The sequence below is a fragment of the Aquimarina spinulae genome, from assembly GCF_943373825.1.
GTDB lineage: Bacteria > Bacteroidota > Bacteroidia > Flavobacteriales > Flavobacteriaceae > Aquimarina > Aquimarina spinulae.
Genome location: NZ_CALSBP010000002.1, coordinates 677,891 through 697,145 on the forward strand (window position 1 = coordinate 677,891; position 19,255 = coordinate 697,145).

General features: G+C 30.9%; 14 protein-coding genes. 8 read left to right on the forward strand and 6 right to left on the reverse strand.

The genetic code is table 11. From position 1 onward, the window contains the following. Positions 1 to 328 precede the first annotated feature (328 nt). Together NNH57_RS08560 and NNH57_RS08565 are read left to right on the forward strand one after the other, a co-directional pair. On the forward strand, positions 329 to 1,108 hold the full coding sequence (locus NNH57_RS08560) for a hypothetical protein (RefSeq protein WP_074408693.1): 780 nt from the start codon (positions 329 to 331) through the stop codon (positions 1,106 to 1,108). A gap of 18 nt (positions 1,109 to 1,126) precedes the next feature. Further along, positions 1,127 to 1,840, forward strand: a complete 714-nt coding sequence (locus NNH57_RS08565) for a pirin family protein (RefSeq protein WP_074408694.1) — start codon at positions 1,127 to 1,129, stop codon at positions 1,838 to 1,840. 693 nt (positions 1,841 to 2,533) lie between these two features. On the opposite strand, the gene NNH57_RS08570 is transcribed toward NNH57_RS08565, so the two are convergent. Beyond that, positions 2,534 to 3,385 (reverse strand): M57 family metalloprotease, encoded by an 852-nt coding sequence (locus NNH57_RS08570; protein ID WP_074408695.1) that lies wholly within the window; start codon positions 3,383 to 3,385, stop codon positions 2,534 to 2,536. 547 nt (positions 3,386 to 3,932) lie between these two features. Here NNH57_RS08570 and NNH57_RS08575 point away from each other — a divergent pair. Further along, a complete protein-coding gene (locus NNH57_RS08575; RefSeq protein WP_132066095.1) occupies positions 3,933 to 4,436 on the forward strand; it encodes a hypothetical protein in 504 nt (167 codons plus the stop codon). Here the strand turns inward: NNH57_RS08575 and rimO are convergent. Next, positions 4,433 to 5,734 carry a 30S ribosomal protein S12 methylthiotransferase RimO gene (gene rimO / locus NNH57_RS08580; RefSeq protein WP_108807861.1) on the reverse strand — a complete coding sequence of 434 codons (1,302 nt, stop codon included), beginning with the start codon at positions 5,732 to 5,734 and terminating at the stop codon, positions 4,433 to 4,435. The genes NNH57_RS08575 and rimO overlap by 4 nt on opposite strands. A 151-nt stretch (positions 5,735 to 5,885) precedes the next feature. Here rimO and NNH57_RS08585 point away from each other — a divergent pair, with 151 nt between their 5' ends. After that, a complete protein-coding gene (locus NNH57_RS08585) occupies positions 5,886 to 6,989 on the forward strand; it encodes a serine hydrolase domain-containing protein (protein ID WP_108807826.1) in 1,104 nt (367 codons plus the stop codon). An 8-nt stretch (positions 6,990 to 6,997) separates the two neighbouring features. Here NNH57_RS08585 and NNH57_RS08590 read toward each other — a convergent pair whose 3' ends face one another. From NNH57_RS08590 to NNH57_RS08600, 3 genes are all read right to left on the reverse strand, one after another. Further along, positions 6,998 to 9,553: a TonB-dependent receptor plug domain-containing protein gene (locus NNH57_RS08590; RefSeq protein WP_159099211.1), complete on the reverse strand. Its 2,556-nt coding sequence runs from the start codon at positions 9,551 to 9,553 to the stop codon at positions 6,998 to 7,000. Then, positions 9,510 to 10,427 carry a FecR family protein gene (locus NNH57_RS08595; RefSeq protein WP_074408698.1) on the reverse strand — a complete coding sequence of 306 codons (918 nt, stop codon included), beginning with the start codon at positions 10,425 to 10,427 and terminating at the stop codon, positions 9,510 to 9,512. Before NNH57_RS08595 ends, NNH57_RS08590 begins: the two co-directional genes overlap by 44 nt. Before the next feature lie 65 nt (positions 10,428 to 10,492). Further along, positions 10,493 to 11,011: an RNA polymerase sigma factor gene (locus tag NNH57_RS08600; RefSeq protein WP_074408699.1), complete on the reverse strand. Its 519-nt coding sequence runs from the start codon at positions 11,009 to 11,011 to the stop codon at positions 10,493 to 10,495. Between the two features lie 102 nt (positions 11,012 to 11,113). Here NNH57_RS08600 and NNH57_RS08605 point away from each other — a divergent pair, with 102 nt between their 5' ends. The 4 genes from NNH57_RS08605 to NNH57_RS08620 all read left to right on the forward strand — a co-directional run bounded on the left by NNH57_RS08605 (position 11,114) and on the right by NNH57_RS08620 (position 17,418). Next, positions 11,114 to 12,166 carry a hypothetical protein gene (locus tag NNH57_RS08605; protein WP_074408700.1) on the forward strand — a complete coding sequence of 351 codons (1,053 nt, stop codon included), beginning with the start codon at positions 11,114 to 11,116 and terminating at the stop codon, positions 12,164 to 12,166. Between the two features lie 1,530 nt (positions 12,167 to 13,696). Next, positions 13,697 to 14,605 (forward strand): glycosyltransferase family 2 protein, encoded by a 909-nt coding sequence (locus tag NNH57_RS08610; RefSeq protein ID WP_159099210.1) that lies wholly within the window; start codon positions 13,697 to 13,699, stop codon positions 14,603 to 14,605. Between the two features lie 9 nt (positions 14,606 to 14,614). Beyond that, positions 14,615 to 15,934 carry a hypothetical protein gene (locus NNH57_RS08615; protein WP_074408701.1) on the forward strand — a complete coding sequence of 440 codons (1,320 nt, stop codon included), beginning with the start codon at positions 14,615 to 14,617 and terminating at the stop codon, positions 15,932 to 15,934. Positions 15,935 to 16,194: 260 nt separating this feature from the next. After that, positions 16,195 to 17,418, forward strand: a complete 1,224-nt coding sequence (locus NNH57_RS08620) for a hypothetical protein (protein WP_074408702.1) — start codon at positions 16,195 to 16,197, stop codon at positions 17,416 to 17,418. Positions 17,419 to 17,508: 90 nt separating this feature from the next. On the opposite strand, the gene NNH57_RS08625 is transcribed toward NNH57_RS08620, so the two are convergent. Continuing rightward, on the reverse strand, positions 17,509 to 19,182 hold the full coding sequence (locus tag NNH57_RS08625) for an amidase family protein (protein WP_108807824.1): 1,674 nt from the start codon (positions 19,180 to 19,182) through the stop codon (positions 17,509 to 17,511). Between the last annotated feature and the right edge of the window lie 73 nt (positions 19,183 to 19,255).

A 19,255-nucleotide genomic window follows, 5' to 3' on the forward strand; every position in this document is an offset into this window, starting at 1 on the left:
TTCTTAAATAGTAAACACAGGCCTATTCTGAAATAAGTTCAGAATAGGCCTGTGTTGTATTCATTGTATTGATAATCGAAATCTATATTTTACCTCTTGTAATCAATCCATAGTCTCTTATCGTATAGCGATTAAAAGGCATTATTTGTAAAACGACTTTTTAACATATACACAGAGTCTTTGAAAATATAATTAACTAAATTTTATCAGTATCCATCAGTGAAACATATCTAATTAACTAAATGATTTTGTATTTTTAAATTAAGGAAATAGAAGAATATAAAAAGAATTTTAACCCGAACGCTACAGCAGCTTATTTTATTCCAAAATGAAACGGATACATGCATTTGAATTTGAGGATTTACATTGGTTTCCTAAGAACTTACGAAACTATATGACCGATTTTTTACAATTTGGATCAAACATATTTGACATCTATAAAAGCGTTGTCCCTATTCTCGAAAGAGGAATAAAAAGTGCAGGAAACAACAAAATAATTGATATTGCTTCTGGCGGTGGAGGCGGTTTAATCAAACTTGCCGGGCACTTAAAAAAGAATAATCTGATATTAAAAATCACTCTTTCTGACTATTATCCCAATCTGCATGCTTTTAAGAGAACAAAATCAAAAATGCCGGATGTTTTTGATTTTATTGACTACCCTGTAGATGCAATGAATGTTCCTTCAGAATTAAAAGGCTTTAGAACACAGTTTACATCACTGCATCATTTTAAGCCAGAAAATGCAAAAGCTATTTTTCAGAATGCTATAGACACCAATCAGTCTATTGGAGTTTTTGAACCACAACAAAGAAATATCAAAAGCATGATTCCTATGCTCCTATCCCCTATTACGGTTATATTAATGACTCCTTTTATAAGACCTTTTAAGCCAGGCAGGATATTATTTACCTATCTCATTCCGGTATTACCACTATTTATACTTTGGGATGGAGTAATTTCTGTATTGAGAACATATACAATTTCTGAGTTGAAACAAATGATTTCTGAATTGAATAACAGCAATAGTTTTGATTGGGAAATTGAAGTAAAAAAAGGAAAACCGAGTGAAATTCTATATGTATTAGGTATTCCAAAAGAAAATTAATTATTGATATCAATGACTATGAAAACAGTTCTACACAAATCAAATACCAGAGGAAAAGCAGAATATGGATGGTTAAATTCTCATCATTCTTTTAGTTTCGCAAATTATTATGATCCAAAAAGAATGAACTTTGGGGTATTACGTGTGCTTAATGATGATATAGTTGCCCCAGGTATGGGTTTTAAGAAACATCCACATGATAATATGGAAATTATATCTATTCCTTTAGAAGGTGACCTCGAGCATAAAGATAGTATAGGAAACACTACGGTTATAAAACAAGGAGATATACAAGTAATGAGTGCGGGTACAGGAGTATTTCATAGCGAGCATAATAAAAATAGGGATCGTGATGTAAAATTTCTACAGATTTGGATCGTCCCTAATAAAAAAGATGTCGAACCCAGGTATGATCAAATTACTTTGAACTCTAAAAACTTACAAAATCAACTATACCAGATTCTCTCTCCTAACACAGACGATTTGGGAGTATGGATACATCAGGATGCCTGGTTTTATATAGGTGAATTAGAAATGGGGAATGTACAGAATTATACACTAAAAGATCCTAAAAGTGGAGTGTACACATTTGTACTAGATGGTGATGTAACAATAGAAAACCAAAACTTACATAAAAGAGATGGATTTGGTTTATGGGAAACAGATCACATTAAAATTAAGGCTGATAGTAATTCAAAAGTATTACTAATGGAAGTACCAATGACTAATTAATTTCGACGATAATGTATTTGTAAAACTTCATTTTTAAGTAAAAACACATATAGTTAAATTAAATTTTTTAATTCTACCTATTAACAAGATATATCTCTTCCTCTTTTTAATAATACATAATAACCAGCAAAAACCGGTTATTGATGATTTTTCGATAACAAACACCCAAAAAAACTCAGTTAATGTTATCTAATTGTTAATTATTAACCTTATTAGAATGACTTCAGTGTTAGCAAATTTTCAATAAAACAGTTTAAAAATTGACAAAGTCATTCTTGTCTTAATAAGATATTGGCAATTAAGAATTCTCTCCGTACTCTTATTGAAAACTCCATAATTTATTCTTTTCAAAACTTCTCATTATCAAATAATTCGTTAGCAAGATTTTAATATTTCCTGTCATTTTTTTAGATACATTTGCCGCCGATTTAAATGAGTAAAATTTTAATCCAAAATAGAATTTAAAACGATGATCAAAAAATAGTTTCTCTTTATACGAGTATAGAGTTAGCCAAAAAACAAAAGAATCTATTTAAAAGAGGCTGTCCTTATAGGCAGCCTCTTTTGCTTTGATTGCTTTTCTTAAATTTTCATCTCCTAAAAAGCATTATTTTTTCTGTGATAATAAAAAAACCATCCCTAGTTAACAGGATGGTTTTTATAAAAAGTTCAAAGCTTTCTAATACCTTATTCTTAGTACATGTACCTTAAAGCTATTCTATCATAATTACTAAATTCTCCATCTTCATTACCACTAAAACAAGCAATCATAACAGAATCGGTATCTAAACCTTGTTGACCTGTTTGATTGGCTGTTGGTGTACCAGGAACGTGAATAGCTCCAATGCTGCCTTGTCCTTCGTTGTTAGAATCTCTGCAATTTCTTCGACCATAATTTGTATGTCTGAAACCAACGGCATGTCCCATTTCATGAGTCATTAAATGTTCTACAACATTAGCACTATAATTATCTATGCCACCATATATTTTGATGAATTTTCCTGGTCGACCTCCACTAGGGAATTCTGCCTGTCCTCCTGCACTTGATCCTCCAAAATTTTGAACTACAATATCACCATTTGTGCTAGCCGAAAAAGTTAGCCTGAAAGTTAACGAAGTACTAACTGCATTATAATTATTTACCGCCCACTGTAAACCAGTACGCATTTTACTCGTTAATGCACGGCCTCTTCCTGTATAACCGATAACATTAATTGTACGTCCTTGACTTACCAGATTTCTAGTTCTATATTGCTTAGTACCATTATCCATTTTTTCTAAAGCCTGTTCTGCTAAATTATCAAGAGCTATAGCTATATCATGTGATTTGATTGCTTTTACTGTTGATCCATCGGGACGTTTCAGAGTTATATATTCTGCCCCATTAGGGTTAACTCCTGCATCTAAAAGTCCTTGAATATGAGCTTTTGATAACGGTTCTTTAACAGCTTCTTCTTGTGTTTCGCTAGAAACCTCTTTTTTCTCGCAAGATGTTGTAAATCCTGCAACGATAGCGCAAAGCGCTAATAATTTGATTTTTTTCATTCTAATTAAATTGAGTTTGTGTAGTTATTAAAACTAAAAAACAGAGTTTTTAAACTCTATTTTCTAAATACAATTATGTAGAAAGCCTTGAACTTTTCTAATTTTTTGCGCTTTGAAGATATGCTATTTTCACAAAAGAATATGTTGTTTTTTTAAACTATTTATTGTAAATATCCCAAAATTATGTGATTCTTCTAAAAAATCATCAAAAAAATAACTTTTAGATGACAAGAAAACCGATCAAATACACAGTTCATAAACGAATAAAGTGTTAAGACAAAAGGCTAATAACGATACTATAGAAAATTGAACCAAAAAGAAGAAAATAAGTGAAAGTTTTTTCCTACGAATTGTAAAATTCAAGTTTTTAAAAATTATTAAATTTTATTTATGTTAAATATTTAACATAAATTATAAAACTATACTTTTATTAAACAAAAAGAAAAAATTAAGGAAACTAAAAAACCAACCACATACTTTTAAGATGACTCTTTTTATAAAAAAAATCAAAACAGTATCTTTAAAAAATAATACCAAAAAAATGAAAATGCTAAATAGAGTTCTTTTTCTTCTTTTTATTGGATTTGGGTGCTTCCAAACCGTTGCTCAAGAATCAATAGATCATAAATACAAAGAATTTAATTTTTGGATTGGAGAATGGAACGTATATAAACACAATACAGATTCTATTGTAGGAAAAAGTAAAATAGAGTCTATTATAGACAATAAGGTAATTAAAGAGACCTATCATTCTACAACATCAAAATATCATGGTACAAGCCTGAATAAGTATAATCCCAGAACCGATAAATGGGAGCAATTTTGGGTAGATAATAGTGGCCTTACTTTACACATTACTGGCAACCTTGAAAAAGGAAAAATGATATTACAAAATGAGGTAATTACAAAAAAGGGAGTCGTATTAAATAAAATTAAGTGGCAAAAAAACAACGATACTACGGTACAACAAACCTGGTATCAAAGCACTGATAAAGGACAAAACTGGGTGGTTGTATTTGATGGCGATTATAAACCTGTAAAAAAGAATTAAATTACCTCGCCATATAAATCAAAATCCTCTGCTTCATTTATTTTTACTGTTGCAAAATCACCTGTTTTAAGGTAATACTTAGATGCATTTATTAGGACTTCATTATCCACATCTGGGGAGTCAAACTCGGTACGACCAACAAAATAATTTCCCTCTTTACGATCCACAATTATTCTAAATTCTTGCCCAATTTTTTGTTGGTTTAGCTCCCATGAGATTTGTGATTGGATCTCCATAATCTCGTTAGCTCTTTCTATTTTTATTTCTTCGGGCACATCATCTTCCAGGTTAAAAGCATGAGTATTTTCTTCATGAGAATATGTGAAGCATCCCAAACGTTCAAAACGCATTTCTTTTACCCAAGCTCTTAAGGTTTCAAAATCTTCCTGCGTTTCTCCTGGATATCCAACAATAAGTGTGGTACGAATAGCCATTTCGGGAACAGCTTCTCTAAACTCTTCGAGAAGTTTTGTTGTTTTTGCTTTGGTAGTTCCTCGTCGCATCGATTTTAGTATCGGGTCAGAAATATGCTGTAATGGTATATCGATATAATTACATACTTTTGGTTCTTCTTTCATTACATTAAGCACTTCCATAGGAAACCCCGTCGGAAACGCATAATGCAAACGTATCCATTCTATTCCGTCAACCTTTACTAATGCTCTTAGTAAATCTGCTAATTTTCTTTCTTTATAAAGATCTAATCCATAATAGGTTAAATCCTGTGCAATCAGAACCAATTCTTTTACTCCATCTGCAGCTAACTTTTCTGCTTCTATCACTAATTCTTCAATAGGTGTAGATTTATGAGTACCTCTCATCAAAGGTATTGCACAGAAAGAGCAAGGGCGGTCACATCCTTCGGCAATTTTGAGATATGCATAATTTTTTGGAGTTGTAGTTAATCGTTCTCCAATCAATTCATGTTTATAATCGGCTCCCAAAGCTTTTAATAATCCAGGAAGCTCTGTAGTACCAAAATATTGATCTACATCAGGAATTTCTTCCTCCAAATCCGGCTTATATCGTTCGGATAAACAACCTGTAACAAAAACCTTATCTACTACTCCTTCTTCTTTTTTCTGTACATACTCTAAAATAGTATTTACAGATTCTTCTTTGGCATTAGCAATAAAACCACACGTATTAATGACAACAATATTTCCTTCCTCTTCATGAACAACTTCTTTATTATTGGCTCGCAGTTGCCCCATTAACACCTCACTATCATATACATTTTTACTACATCCTAGTGTAACTACATTGATTTTGTTCTTCTTTAATGTCTTTGTTCTCATATCTTCCGGATAAAGGTGTGCAAAGATACAAGGATTAACCAAAGTATACGGCATAAATTCAATAACTATATCAGTATAATCCAGATTATACCACAAAACATCAATTAAACCTTTTGTATATTGTAGAGTCCAAGTCTACAAAACCCAACCTATGAAAACGAAATCTATACCATTTCTGGTTTTGATATTGTGCTTTACTCTATCTTGTTCTGATAATGAGTCTATAGAAACAATAGATAATGAAACGATTAATATCGATTCTAACACCTTATATTTTCCGCCTATTGATTCAGATACCTGGGAAACTATATCTACTCAAGAATTAGGATGGAATATCAATAATGAGCAGCCACTATATGATTTCCTTGAAACCAAAAACACTAAAGCGTTTATCATTCTTAAAAATGGAAAAATTGTTATTGAAAAATACTTTAACGGAGGATCAGTTTCTGACAATAACCCCTGGTACTCGGCAGGAAAAACTTTAACTGCATTTACAGTCGGAATAGCCCAACAAGAGAATTTACTAAATATTAATGACATTTCGGCAACGTTCCTGGGGACCGAATGGGCTAATATTACTACCGAACAAGAAAATGCAATAACGGTTAGAAATCATTTAACCATGACAACAGGTTTAGATTATAATGTTTTAAATCAGAACTGTACAGATTCTGCCTGCTTTACCTACCTTAATGATCCTGGTAATTTTTGGTATTATCATAATGCTTCATATACGATACTAAAAGATATCATTTCGGGAGCTACTAATCAGGAGTATAGCACTTATTTTGATTCAAAAATCAAAAATAAAATAGGAATGAACGGTACATGGATTACTCTTGGTTATGTAAACATTTACTATAGTACAGCTAGAAGTATGTCTCGTTTTGGTTTGCTAAACCTAAATAAAGGAACCTGGGATACTACAGAAATTCTTACTGATCAAAATTATTTTACACAAATGACCTCTACTTCTCAGACGTTAAATCAATCCTATGGTTATTTATGGTGGTTAAATGGAAAATCAAGTTATAGGATTCCTGGATTTGAAAATGAATTCATTGGGTCACTAATCCCCGATGCTCCAGAAGATCTTATAGCAGGTCTGGGTAAAAACGATCAAAAACTATATATCGTTCCTAGTCAAAATCTGGTTATCGTAAGAATGGGTGATGATACGGGGGGTTCATTATTAGGGCCTTCTGGATTTGATAATGAATTATGGGAAAAAATTAATCTACTTATAAATTAATTCGGTTTTTAAAAAGAAACTCGAAAAACTACATTAGGAGTAACTCCTAATGTAGTTTTTCGAGTTTCTTGAGGGATCTTTTCTTCATTTAATGAATAATAATTCGTAATGGTATTTTTATTATTAGTAACATTCCAAATGGATACACCAGTATGTGCTTTGATTCTTTTAGTTAAGTTAAAATCATAAACTGCCGAAAAGTCTAATCTAAAATACTCCTGTAATCTATCACTATTAGCTCTGTCATAATTAATTTCTTCTTCAACAACAGGTTCTGATAGTACTGGTCTAGTTGTTGGCAGTCCTGAATTCCAATTAAGTCCTGCCGAAATTTTAAATGCTTTAAATGAATAGGCTCCTCCCCAAGTAATAGAATGTGTAATATCTATATTGTTAGGGAATTCTCTTTCTTTAAAGGTTTCAAAGGCATATTCGTTATTGGTATATGAATAGCTTAGCCACGTACTGATATTTACAAACCGTTTATTAACCAAGAACTCTAATCCACTAACAGTAAAATCACCAATAGATCTTACAAATTCATACTGGTTTTGAAATCCCTGGCTTCTTGAGGTGATACCATCTATCATTTTATGATACCCTTCTGCTGTTACCAACCAACCTTTCCGGTTATATTGTAATCCTAATGAAATCTGCTTACTTTTGATTACAGGTACATCAACATCATTTGCCAAGATCCATCTTCGTTTCTCAATACCCAAAAAATCATTCTGAAAATTAATCACCTGAGAGGTATTTTGATGTTTAAATTCGCCCAACACTTCTAGATTAATATATTTACCTATACGTTGATTATACCTCACTCTAGGTTCAATAAAATGGGTATTAAACTTTTCATTATAAGTATACCGAACACCTAGACTAAGAAATAACCTTTTATCTTTTGTTTTATAATTAGCTTGAGAAAATAAACCATGTGTTCGGATTACTCTAACTTGTTGCTCAATAAAAATGGGAACATCAACATCATTTAAATTCGTGATTCCAGTTTCGATAAATTGATATCCATTTTGAAGAGACATATTTTTATTGAACTTATAAGATGTATTAAGTTTAACTCCTGTTTCAGAAACTTTATTCTCTTGCAAGAACCGCTGTCCTTGTTGAAGATTTGCATTTGTAGATCTTAATTTATAATCTGTTTCGTACAACTGTAAAGAAGAAATAAAATTTTCATTCCAATTTCTTTCATACCAGATACCTCCAGCAATACTATTTTGCGTAATGTTGCTTTGGCGAGAAACTGGCTCCAAATTTATAGCTGTATTTTCAGTAAAGACTAAGCGGTTATTAATCAACAAAAAATTGGCTCTCACTTTATCTCTGTCTGAAAATTCATAATTCCATCTTATATTAGCATCATAAAAGTCAAACTCTATATTAGAGTTTGACACTTCTTCTTCATTATTGTTGTCTAATTCACTATCCTGCGATATCCTATCAAAATAACTAGAATATGTAGGTGTTTTCAAGAATTCATTAATCGATTTTCTAGTAGAAAGTTGTAAAGAAGATTTTTTACCAATCGGAATATCAGTAAAAGCGTCAACATTAATCATATTTACACCTATACTAGCTGAGAAATCATTATTAACTTTAGAGTCTGAATTCATTATAATTGTTCCTGAAATTCCATCTGTATGTTCTGAATGCGTTCCATTTTTTATTAGGGTAGCTTTTGACGTTATATTTGGGTTAAAAACGGATATCAATCCAAAAAAATGACCCGATTGGTACATTTTTATGCCATCCCACATAATCAGGTTTTGATCATGGGTCCCTCCTCTTATATTTATATTTGAAACCGTTTCATCTGCACTTTGAACTCCTGGTAAAGCCTGTATTGTTTGTAATACATCAGTTTCAATAAGTCCTGGAAGAATTCCGAAATTTGAATAATCTATCTTAAACCCTCCTACATTAGTTTTACTTATTCCTTTTGTTATATAATTTTTAAGAATGATTTCTTGTAAATCAACAGTTTTCAGTTCTGGATAAATAGTTAAGCAACTATCGCTGTGAAAAGACGTTATAGAAAGAGTTAAGGTTTGATACCCCAAATGATCGATCGTAATATTTTTTTGATCTTCTTTAACCTCAAGTTCAAAATATCCTTGTTCATTACTAATTGCCGATACATTTTCACTTTGAATTGTAGCACTTTGTATAGGGGTGCCTATGCTGGTTTTAATTTCTCCACAGATTACCAATGATTTATTACGTTTATTAATTGAAACAAAATTATTCGCCAGAATGGTAAAAATAAGATGGGTTTCTTTTTCGAGGTAGCTAAGAGCTTCTTCAAACGTTAGATCACTATGCGGGGATATAACAACTATATTTTCAATAACATCGTTTGCATACGTAAACTGAAATGGATAGCGATATTCTAAATCATAAATAATGGCGGCAAGAGGTTGTTTCTTGATTTCGTTCTGACCATAAATGTTTACACAAAAGGCAAAAAACAATACCCCAATGTAACTGGTATTCTTTACATTACTCTTTACTTTTTTGGAATGTAATATGATTAGACGTATCAATTGAATAGTTTAAATCTAAAGGTAAAGTTATAGATTTTAAACCATCTTGTAAATTATTATGAACGAAACCACCTGTAAAAATACGTTGAGTATCAATATTATCAATTGAAAAGGTCACATTATAATGCCTTTCAAACTCTTTAATTACTTCTACAAAAGGGACACTTTTAAAACTACTTGTATTACTTACCCATGATGGGAAAGAGTTCGAATTCTTCTCAAAAATAATATCATCATTAACAACTCTAATAGAACTACCGGCAGGGATATTCTTGGTGAAATTCTTATTATGTGTTAAACTTACTAAGCCTTCAAGGCAAGTTACTTCAAAATAACCTTCACGGCTTTTTACATTAAATTGAGTCCCCAGTACAGTAATAACCCCAGAAGATGTCACCACATCAAATCTACCACCCTTAGAGACTTTAAAAAAAGCTTCTCCGTCGAGGCTAACGCTACGTATTTTGTTCCACTTCTTCTCATTATAACGTATTGAAGATTTTGAATTAAGAATTACCTCTGAAGCATCCGGAAGCTTAATAGTTGTCTTTTCTCCTATAAAAGTATCTACATGTGTATCTCCAGACAAAAAGAAAAGAGATGTAATTCCTAATATAACAACTATAGTCGCAGCAATTTTAAACAATGGATTATATCTATCTATCTTTTTAACTTTAAGTTGTTTTTTATTGCGGTATTTGGAGTAAAAAGAATCTAAATCGCTAACCTCTGAAACTTCAGAAGCTTTAAACTTTTTAGCACCTTCAAGAATTTTGATATGCGAATCATAATCCTCCAAATTCTCAAAAGCTCTTCTTTCTTCCTCTAACAATTCGTCTGATAACCACTTTTTTATTAGATATTCTTTATCCATTTCTAGGTATTCCTTTTATATATACAACAATCTAAAACCTGTTTTCCCTTTATATTATTCCAAAATTATTTAAATCCGTCTAATGTATTCTTCAATTTATTGTACGCTACATGAATTCGATTTTCAATAGCTTTTCGCGTTGTACCAAGCATTTCGGCTATTTCTGCTTGTTTTTTACCTTCCACTTTATTCAACAAGAATGCAACACGTTGATCTTCGGTCAAAAGACTTAATGCTTTTTGATATCGTTTTAAGAATTGTTCCTGTTCGAGAATGAACTCGGGAGATTCGTTAGTATACTCTTTTGGTTTGATCTCTTTATATCTCAAAACCACTTTTTGGTGCTTGATTTCATTAAGCATCATATTATTGGCAACTGTAAACAGAAAGCCTTTTGCTTTATCTGGAGTAACATCTTTACATTTATCCAGAAGTTTCATAAAAGTATCCTGCATCTTATCATCCGGACTTAAAGATTCTCCGAATTTATAATAGAGATATTTAAATAAATCTTTAGAATATTCTTTATAAATCACAGAAAACACAGCGTCATCGCAAACATTTTCACGTAGTTTTTCTGGCATAAAACAATAAATATTTTTAATAAATGTAAAAAATATAAAATAATTAAGGGATTTTTAAACGTTAGTTGTTTTTATAATAGAAGGCTTTTCTAAAATAAAAACATGAAAACACAACAAAACTTTGTTTTACTTTTTTTGCCCCTGATTATATTAATCGTGTTCTCATCATGTAGAAGTGAGTCTGATATATTTATAGAAGATTTTGAAAATCAACCAATTAAACCTACTTCAAAAGCAGCAGATTTGATGCTAAAAGTTTCTATGAATGATGGATCTACTGATAATATAATTGATAATTCTACTTGTTTTACAGTAAAATTGCCAGTTACTGTAATTGCTAATGGATCAGAAGAAATTATTAACTCCGTTGAAGATTTTCAAATCATTGAAGATATTTTTGCGGAGTTTAATAATGACACAGATGAATTAGAAATTATTTTTCCCATTACAGTTATTTTTAATGATCATACCCAGGTTAGTGTAGAAAACCAAATTGAATTAGAAACCATAAATAGTAATTGCACAACCAACAATGAAAATATAGAATGTGTAGATTTTAAATATCCTTTCTCTATTTCTGTTTTTGATTCTCAAAGTGAACTCCTGCAAACTATCACTTTTAAAAGTGATAAGGAATTATTTAGGTTTTTGAAAAAATTAAAAGAAGAAGACATTGCAACTATCAACTTCCCTATTACGCTCATTTTTTCTGATAATACAGAAACAACAATAACCAGCATAGAAAATTTAGAGCAAACCATTGAAGATACTATCGACAGTTGTGATGATGATGATACCACTACTGATCTATTTACCCAAACTATTACAAAAGGAAAATGGGAAGTTCAAAAATATAAGGATAATCAAAATAATGAAACTCAAAATTACAAAGATTTTGTCTTTACTTTTTCTGAAGACGGCTCTGTATCTATAGAAAACACTGTGACCAATGAGATCATCGTTGGTAGCTGGTCTTTAATTACTAGAGCAGATGGAGGCCTTGATGCTAATTTAGAATTTGGTTCACAACCTCCTCTAGATAAACTTAACAACAGCAATTGGAATGTGAAAAAAACACAAGAAAATAGAATAATGCTAGATGATAGAAAAGATGATGGAATTAGCAAAGACGAGTTATTTTTTAAAAAAATATAATACTTAAAAGGGAAATATAGAAAAGTATTGAGTACAAATAAAATTATAAAGTTATGGTAGCAAAGAATAAAATATTAATAGGAGGAGCTTTAATAATTGTATACTGCATTTTTTTGGTTTACATTTTTATAGTCAAAACGAATATTTACAATTAAGAATAAAAATTTGATATAATTATCGCTGGGAACATAATCGTAATGGAATACATTAAAGGGTTTAATAAATCATCTGACAGGGGTAATTATCAGAAATTAATTAAATCATTACACGTCTCTAAATCAAATATTTAGAGACGTTTTTTTTTTTTAAAACATTCTTCTACTTCGCTTATTTAATTGTAACTCGTTTCAAAAAATCTTTAAAATACTTTTAGTTATAAACATAAGTCTTTTTTAGATATTCTTTATAAATCATAGTAAACATATTATGGTCACAGACATTAGTAAAAAAACATAAAATAATTAAAGGGATTTTTAAAAGTTAGTTGTTTCTATATTATAGGCTTTATCGAAAATACAACCATGAAAATGTAAAAGAACTTTAATTTAATTTTTGTTATCAAACTTTAAAATGAAATACTTTCAGATACAATAACTTACTGATTAAACTTAATAACAATTCTCAAATGTCTAGATTAAAAATAATTCTAAAGCGCAAAACTCTCATTTATGGAGCCTTGATGATAATCTATTGTGTTCTATTATTCTTAATATCTTTAAAAGCAACAGTCATTTAATTGAAAGTACACACAAAAACTGGGATGTGTATATACACATCCCAGTTTTTATAAACCTCTGAAAATAGATTTAATTTTTCATACGTAAGATCATTTTTTTTATTATTTCGGGGGTTTATTATTATATTTTTATTTGGGAAGAAGAGGTTATCTGAAAAGGTAACCTCTTCTTTAAATATAAAAATCCATACCTAAAAGATATCTTCTTTTCTTTTGAAACCTATTCATGAACACACCCTATTTGCAACAATTTAGCTGTAGAAAAAGACTTACTAATAAATATAAATTATTTTTTAACTCTCCTTTACTTGTATATCTTATAGAAATTGGATATTCGGTTATTGTTTCTTACAAGTTGACTCGGTATTCTATTTCAATATAAAACACTACATATACCCATAGTCTTAATCACATTTTTCATTTCCCTGAAAACAGGGGGTACTAAATAATTTACAAGATTTAATTTTCGGTTTTAATAATTGAAGTAATTTAAACTTTTTCGAAAAACAAAGAGGTTGACAATATTTGTGTTATCATACACAAGATATTTAAACACAATTCGTTATATTTTCATCATTAAACGATAACATAATAGCAATTGAACTATTCCTTTTTATGTAAAAAAAGAGTGCTACTCCTGGCATTTCTACAAAGGAATCTTAAATACTCTATTCTTTATAAGCTAAAGACAAGTGTTTAATCAAAGTATTTATATACAAAACCTCTTTTTATAAGAGTGTTTAAAAGAAGAAAATCGAAAAAATTTAAATCACTTCTTGGTTAAAAACACAATTTTGGAAAAAAAAGTAGCAGTTTTATTACCCGCGTATAATGAAGAAGTATCAATAGAAATTACAATTCAAAATTTTAAAAAAGCTTTACCTGAAGCCGATATTTGGGTTTGTGATAATAATAGTACCGATAATACAAGACAATTGGCATTAGATGCGGGAGCTATAGTTATAGATCAACCTTTAAAGGGAAAAGGAAATGCATTTAGAGCATTGCTCTCCCATGTGGATGCAGATGTTTATATATTGGCAGATGCGGATGATACGTATGAAGCAGATGCAGCCCCAAATTTGGTAAAAATACTTATAGAAAAAAATCTGGATATGGTTATTGGTGCCAGAGCAGGTCATAACGAAGGTCAATACAGATCGGGACATAAATTTGGTAATAAATTCTTTAGCAAATTTTTTTCGATCTTGTTTAAAATGAACATTAATGATTTATTTTCTGGTTATAGAGTATTCTCCCGTCGATTTGCAAAAACATTTCCTTGTTTTTCAAAAGGGTTCGAAATAGAGACAGAAATTAACGCACATCTAGTAACTTATCGTTTACCTTTTTATGAGGTTTCTACAAAATATTTTGCTCGCGCAAAAGGCTCCGAAAGCAAATTGAATAAATTAAGTGATGGTTTCCGGATATTATTTTATTTATTACTTTTTCTTCGGGATCATTCACCACTCAAAGTTTTTTCTTTTCTAGGAATATTTTTATTTATTGGTAGTTTGATTTTGTTTTTCCCGGTATATTCCGATTTTTTGAATACAGGAAAAGTTGAAAGATTTCCAACTTTATTCATTTCTTCTATACTAGGCCTCGGAGGCTTTTTATCTATATTCACAGGGCTAATACTTGATGGTATTAAAATTAGCAGACAAGCTAATTTTATGCAGCAGTATAATAATTCTTAAATTAATTCCATGAAAACATTAAAAACAAAATCCGCAGGTATACACTCTTATATGCTATGGTTTTTTGCTTCTGTAACATTCCTTATATTATTAAACATTATTTCTGCATTTATTCCCAGAGACCAACTTGTAAAAAGGACAAAACAGGCATTTGCAAAGTCCCATCTATTAAAATCTGATGTAGGAGGAAACATTTATGGATTAGATGCATGGAGAGGTAACCATCAATACCAGGATTGTCTAGTGCTAATGCAAGCATTACATCTTAGTGATGATTGGAAAGAAAATGCTTTTTTAGGACCTAAATCTGGAGAAGCTAAATGTCAATGGCTATATGATTATGTTTTTGAACAACAAGATCAAGAAGAATTAATGTCTACAGTACATATGTATTGGCAATATAATCATGGAACTGTAGCTGTAACCTCGATATTTTGTTCTGTAATTCCTTTAGAATTATATAGAGCTTTATTAAAATTTATTACCATCCTATTAACTGCCCTTTCTGGAATAGCATTAATTCTAGTTAGTGATAAAAAATTCAAGGGGTCGGGTCTAGCAATTGCTGGAATGGGTGCTGTAATTATGTTACTAACTTTACATGGTTTTGATTTTTTTGGCCAAAACTTAAGTCATGGTCTTGGTGATTGGATCAGTATTGGCTTCTTTGCTATTCTGATGTGGTCAATCCATTGGGGTTTGAGCTATAAAAAAAATGTCATTCTATGTATCATTTTTGGATCATTAAGTGCATATATAGAATATTTAATTGGCATTTTGCCATTTTGCATTATTAGTATTCTAATTTTTGGAGCTATAAAAAATAGAATTGATTCGACATACAACTTTTCTAAAGTTTTTCGACTATTATTTACTTATGGGATTTCTTTTGCAGGCACATTTGTAGTCTTTTTATTAGTTAAATATTTCTTGGTAAATGATTCTATTTTTAAAGTTTTTTATGAAACCTTTACCTATAGAATAAATGGAGAAACATACAGTATAGGCGATGTGTATACTGGACTGATTGATTATCTATATTTCTTAGGATCGGGTAATAAAAAATTTGTATACCTAAGCTTGATTTTTATTGGATTAAGCCTAGTTAGTACCATTATTATTAGGTTTAAACAAATTTTGCTATATAAAACATCCAACTACTTGTTTTTAGCAGCGGCAATATTTCCCTTTTTTTGGTATACAACTTTTATAAATCACACAGCAGGACATCCTTGGTTTATGTTAAGGTTTTCGACATTGTCACTAATCTCTATTTTTATCTTTACCTGTTTATTACTTTTTGAACCTAAAAAAATCTTAAAAAATTAAAATCAGAAGACAGTGATCGTTAATAGTTGTATATATTCATTTATTGAGTTTAACAGACTAGTTATAAATGATCTAAAAACAAGATCTATTCCTGTTATTTTCTTCTTCCTAACTCAAACCAACAATACCATAAACCACTGAATACAAATCTATTACTATCAATTTTTTTATCTCCCTGAAAACAGGGAGAGTAAAACGATTTTCATGATTTAATTTTCGACTATAATTATTAACCGAATATTAAATTCACAAAACAAATCATGAAAAAAACAATTCTTAAAATAATTTCTGTTGTACTACTAGTCACCTTTATAGGTAGCTGCGAAAAACCAGAAACAAATGAAAACATTGAATCTATTGAAAACACAAAACCAATAGATGCATTCGACCAGAAAGCTCCTAATTGTTATGGTCAAACACGATATATTAATCATAATCAAACCATCCCTAAAGGTTGGGTTTTAATAAGCTCTACTGGTAGTACCTGGAAAATTAAATGTACCACAGGAGCTCCTTATGGAGTAGAAATAGATATTGTTCCCAAGTCTGTAATTCCCTCGGGATGGGTATTAATTACAGATAATGATAGATATTGGGAAATTAAATGTGTTATAAAAGGTCGGTATAAAACAAAATTAAATATTGTACCTAATTCTGTAATACCTGCAGATTGGGTGTTAACCGGAACTCGTTCTAATGTATGGGAAATTACTTGTGTAAATAAAGCATTATACAAATCACAATTAGAAATCATTCCCAACTCTACTATACCTAAAGATTGGGTACTAACACGCACAGTGGGTAGTATTTGGAAAATTACCTGTGCAAGTGGTGCATCCTATAGTGATAAATTAGAAATCATTCCTAACTCTACAATACCTAAAGATTGGGTATTAATACATACAGCAGGTAGTAGTTGGAAAATAAAGTGTGCCGGAGGGAATTCAAGATATGGACATGAACTTAGAATTATTCCTAATTCTGTTATACCAGTAGGTTGGGTATTAAAACGCAATGTGGGCAACACATGGCTAATAGCATGTACAAAAAAGGCTACTATTGGTAAAGAATTAGAAATCATTCCTAACTCTACAATACCTAAAGACTGGGTATTATCAAGTGCTAATAATAGTCGCTGGATAATTACATGTATTACAAATGCAGCATTTAATGCTTCTGTAAAAGTTGTACGTAACTCGACCATCCCAAAAGGCTGGGTCTTATCCAAAGTTATTCATGGATACTGGATAATCAAATGTATAAACAAGGCTCCATTTAGAGGAAAAGTAGAAATTGTTGCTAATTCGGTAATACCTTATGGTTGGGTATTTATTGGTCGTACACCTATGCTAAACTGGTACATTGTATGTGCAAAAGGTGCTAAACCCGGAGATTTGTTAACTATTATGCCTAACTCTGTAATTCCTCCCGGTTGGAAACGTATTTCTGCCTCCCCTTCTTCCTGGTTAATAAGATACAAGTAATAGCTTCATTACCTGAAAAGTTGTCAAATCTATACTGTAGATACAAAAAAACAACTTTTCAGGTAATTCTATTTAGCAATTTAACATCATTCAATCTACATAATTAGCAGGTTCTTTTCTTTCTTTCGTAACTTGTTCGTATGCACTGCCCAATTGTAATAGTGAAGCTTCAGAAAAAGGTTTAGCGATAAATGTAAGTCCTTTTGGTTCGCCTTTACTCGTATATCCCATAGGAACTGTAAGAGCTGGATATTTGGCTACAGCAGCATAACCTGCATGATAATTATTTATAGACAGCACTGCATCTAGTTGATGAGTATCAATATGGGTATCAAAATAATTACGCGCAACTGTTTTTAGGTTTTCTTTTATACTATCTAATTCTTCAGTAGTAGTGCTATCTTCAAGAATACCTTCAAATAATTGTTGCCCATAAGGAATTCGGTTTATTGAGTCCTGTTGATTAAATACAATGGCATCTTTTATATTTTTAATAGTAACATCACTCCCTGCCTGAGTACTTATATATGCAGGAAGGTCATTTTTCATATCTATATTTAAAATACTTAAAAAACCTGGCAACTGCACTTGTTTTGGCTCTATCTCAATAATCTCTCCTCCTGCTTTCTTTATTTTTTCTATGGCTATTTTATAGATAGAATCTTCTAAAAGTTCTTTAATTACTCCAAAACGTTTTTCTTTTAGAGAACTCTCTTTTATTGAATTCACAAAATTTACATCAACAGCCTTAGAGGCAACATCATTGTCATCTTTACCAGTAATAGCATTAAGTACAATAGCATTATCGATCACGCTCTTAGTCATAGGTCCTGGAGTATCTAATGTACTCGAAATAGGCACTATTCCTGTTCTACTTAATACTCCTATGGTTGGTTTTAAACCTACAACAGAATTTTGACTAGATGGTGACAAAATAGATCCACTGGTTTCTGTTCCTATCGCAGCAACACAAAAATTAGCTGCCACAGCAACTCCGCTTCCAGAACTCGAACCACCAGTCTCAAAAACCATTCTCCCATAAGGATTAAGTGTTTGCCCTCCTATAGCACTATATCCAACAGGGCACCCCGAACATAAAAAATATGCCCATTCACTCAAATTAGCTTTACCCAGAATTAATGCATTTTTATTTAACAATCTTTCTGTAATAAATGCACTTTTACCTTTGTTATTTTGCAACGCTACAGCTCCTGCTGTAGTTAACATATTTTTTGTTCCTATATTATCTTTTAACAAAATCGGCATTCCGAAAACAGAATTGACATCAATATTTTTTTTATCAATTTTATCCAAATCCCTAGCTTGTTCAACTACTTTTGGATTGAGTGAGATCACCGAATTTAAAGATAAAGCATTATCACTTTCGTACTTTCTGATACGATAAATATAGAAAAGCGTTAAGTCTTCGTAGGTAAGCTTACCATCTTTTATTTGTTGTTGAATGGTAGGAATATCTTTTTCGAGAATATACTTTTTTAAATCATCATATTTTTCTTCAGAAAAGAAATCTAACTCAGGTTCTAAAGTTTCCCAGATATCATTTTTATCCAGTGCCTTAGAATTTATTAGTTTTAAATGCATCCTTGTTTGTTCTAACATTTCTGTAGCTGCCAAATCTGCAGCTTCATCATATGGTTGCCAAACTACTCCTGGTTCTTTTTCTTGTTGTATTTCTGTTTTTTCTTGCTTCTTACAAGAGATAAGCATAAAAACCGAAATTAAGACAAATACTATCTTTCTCATTGCGATATGTTGTGTAAAGGTTATTTTATTTGAGACTATGCGATCATAGCAATTCATACCTGATATTATTTTA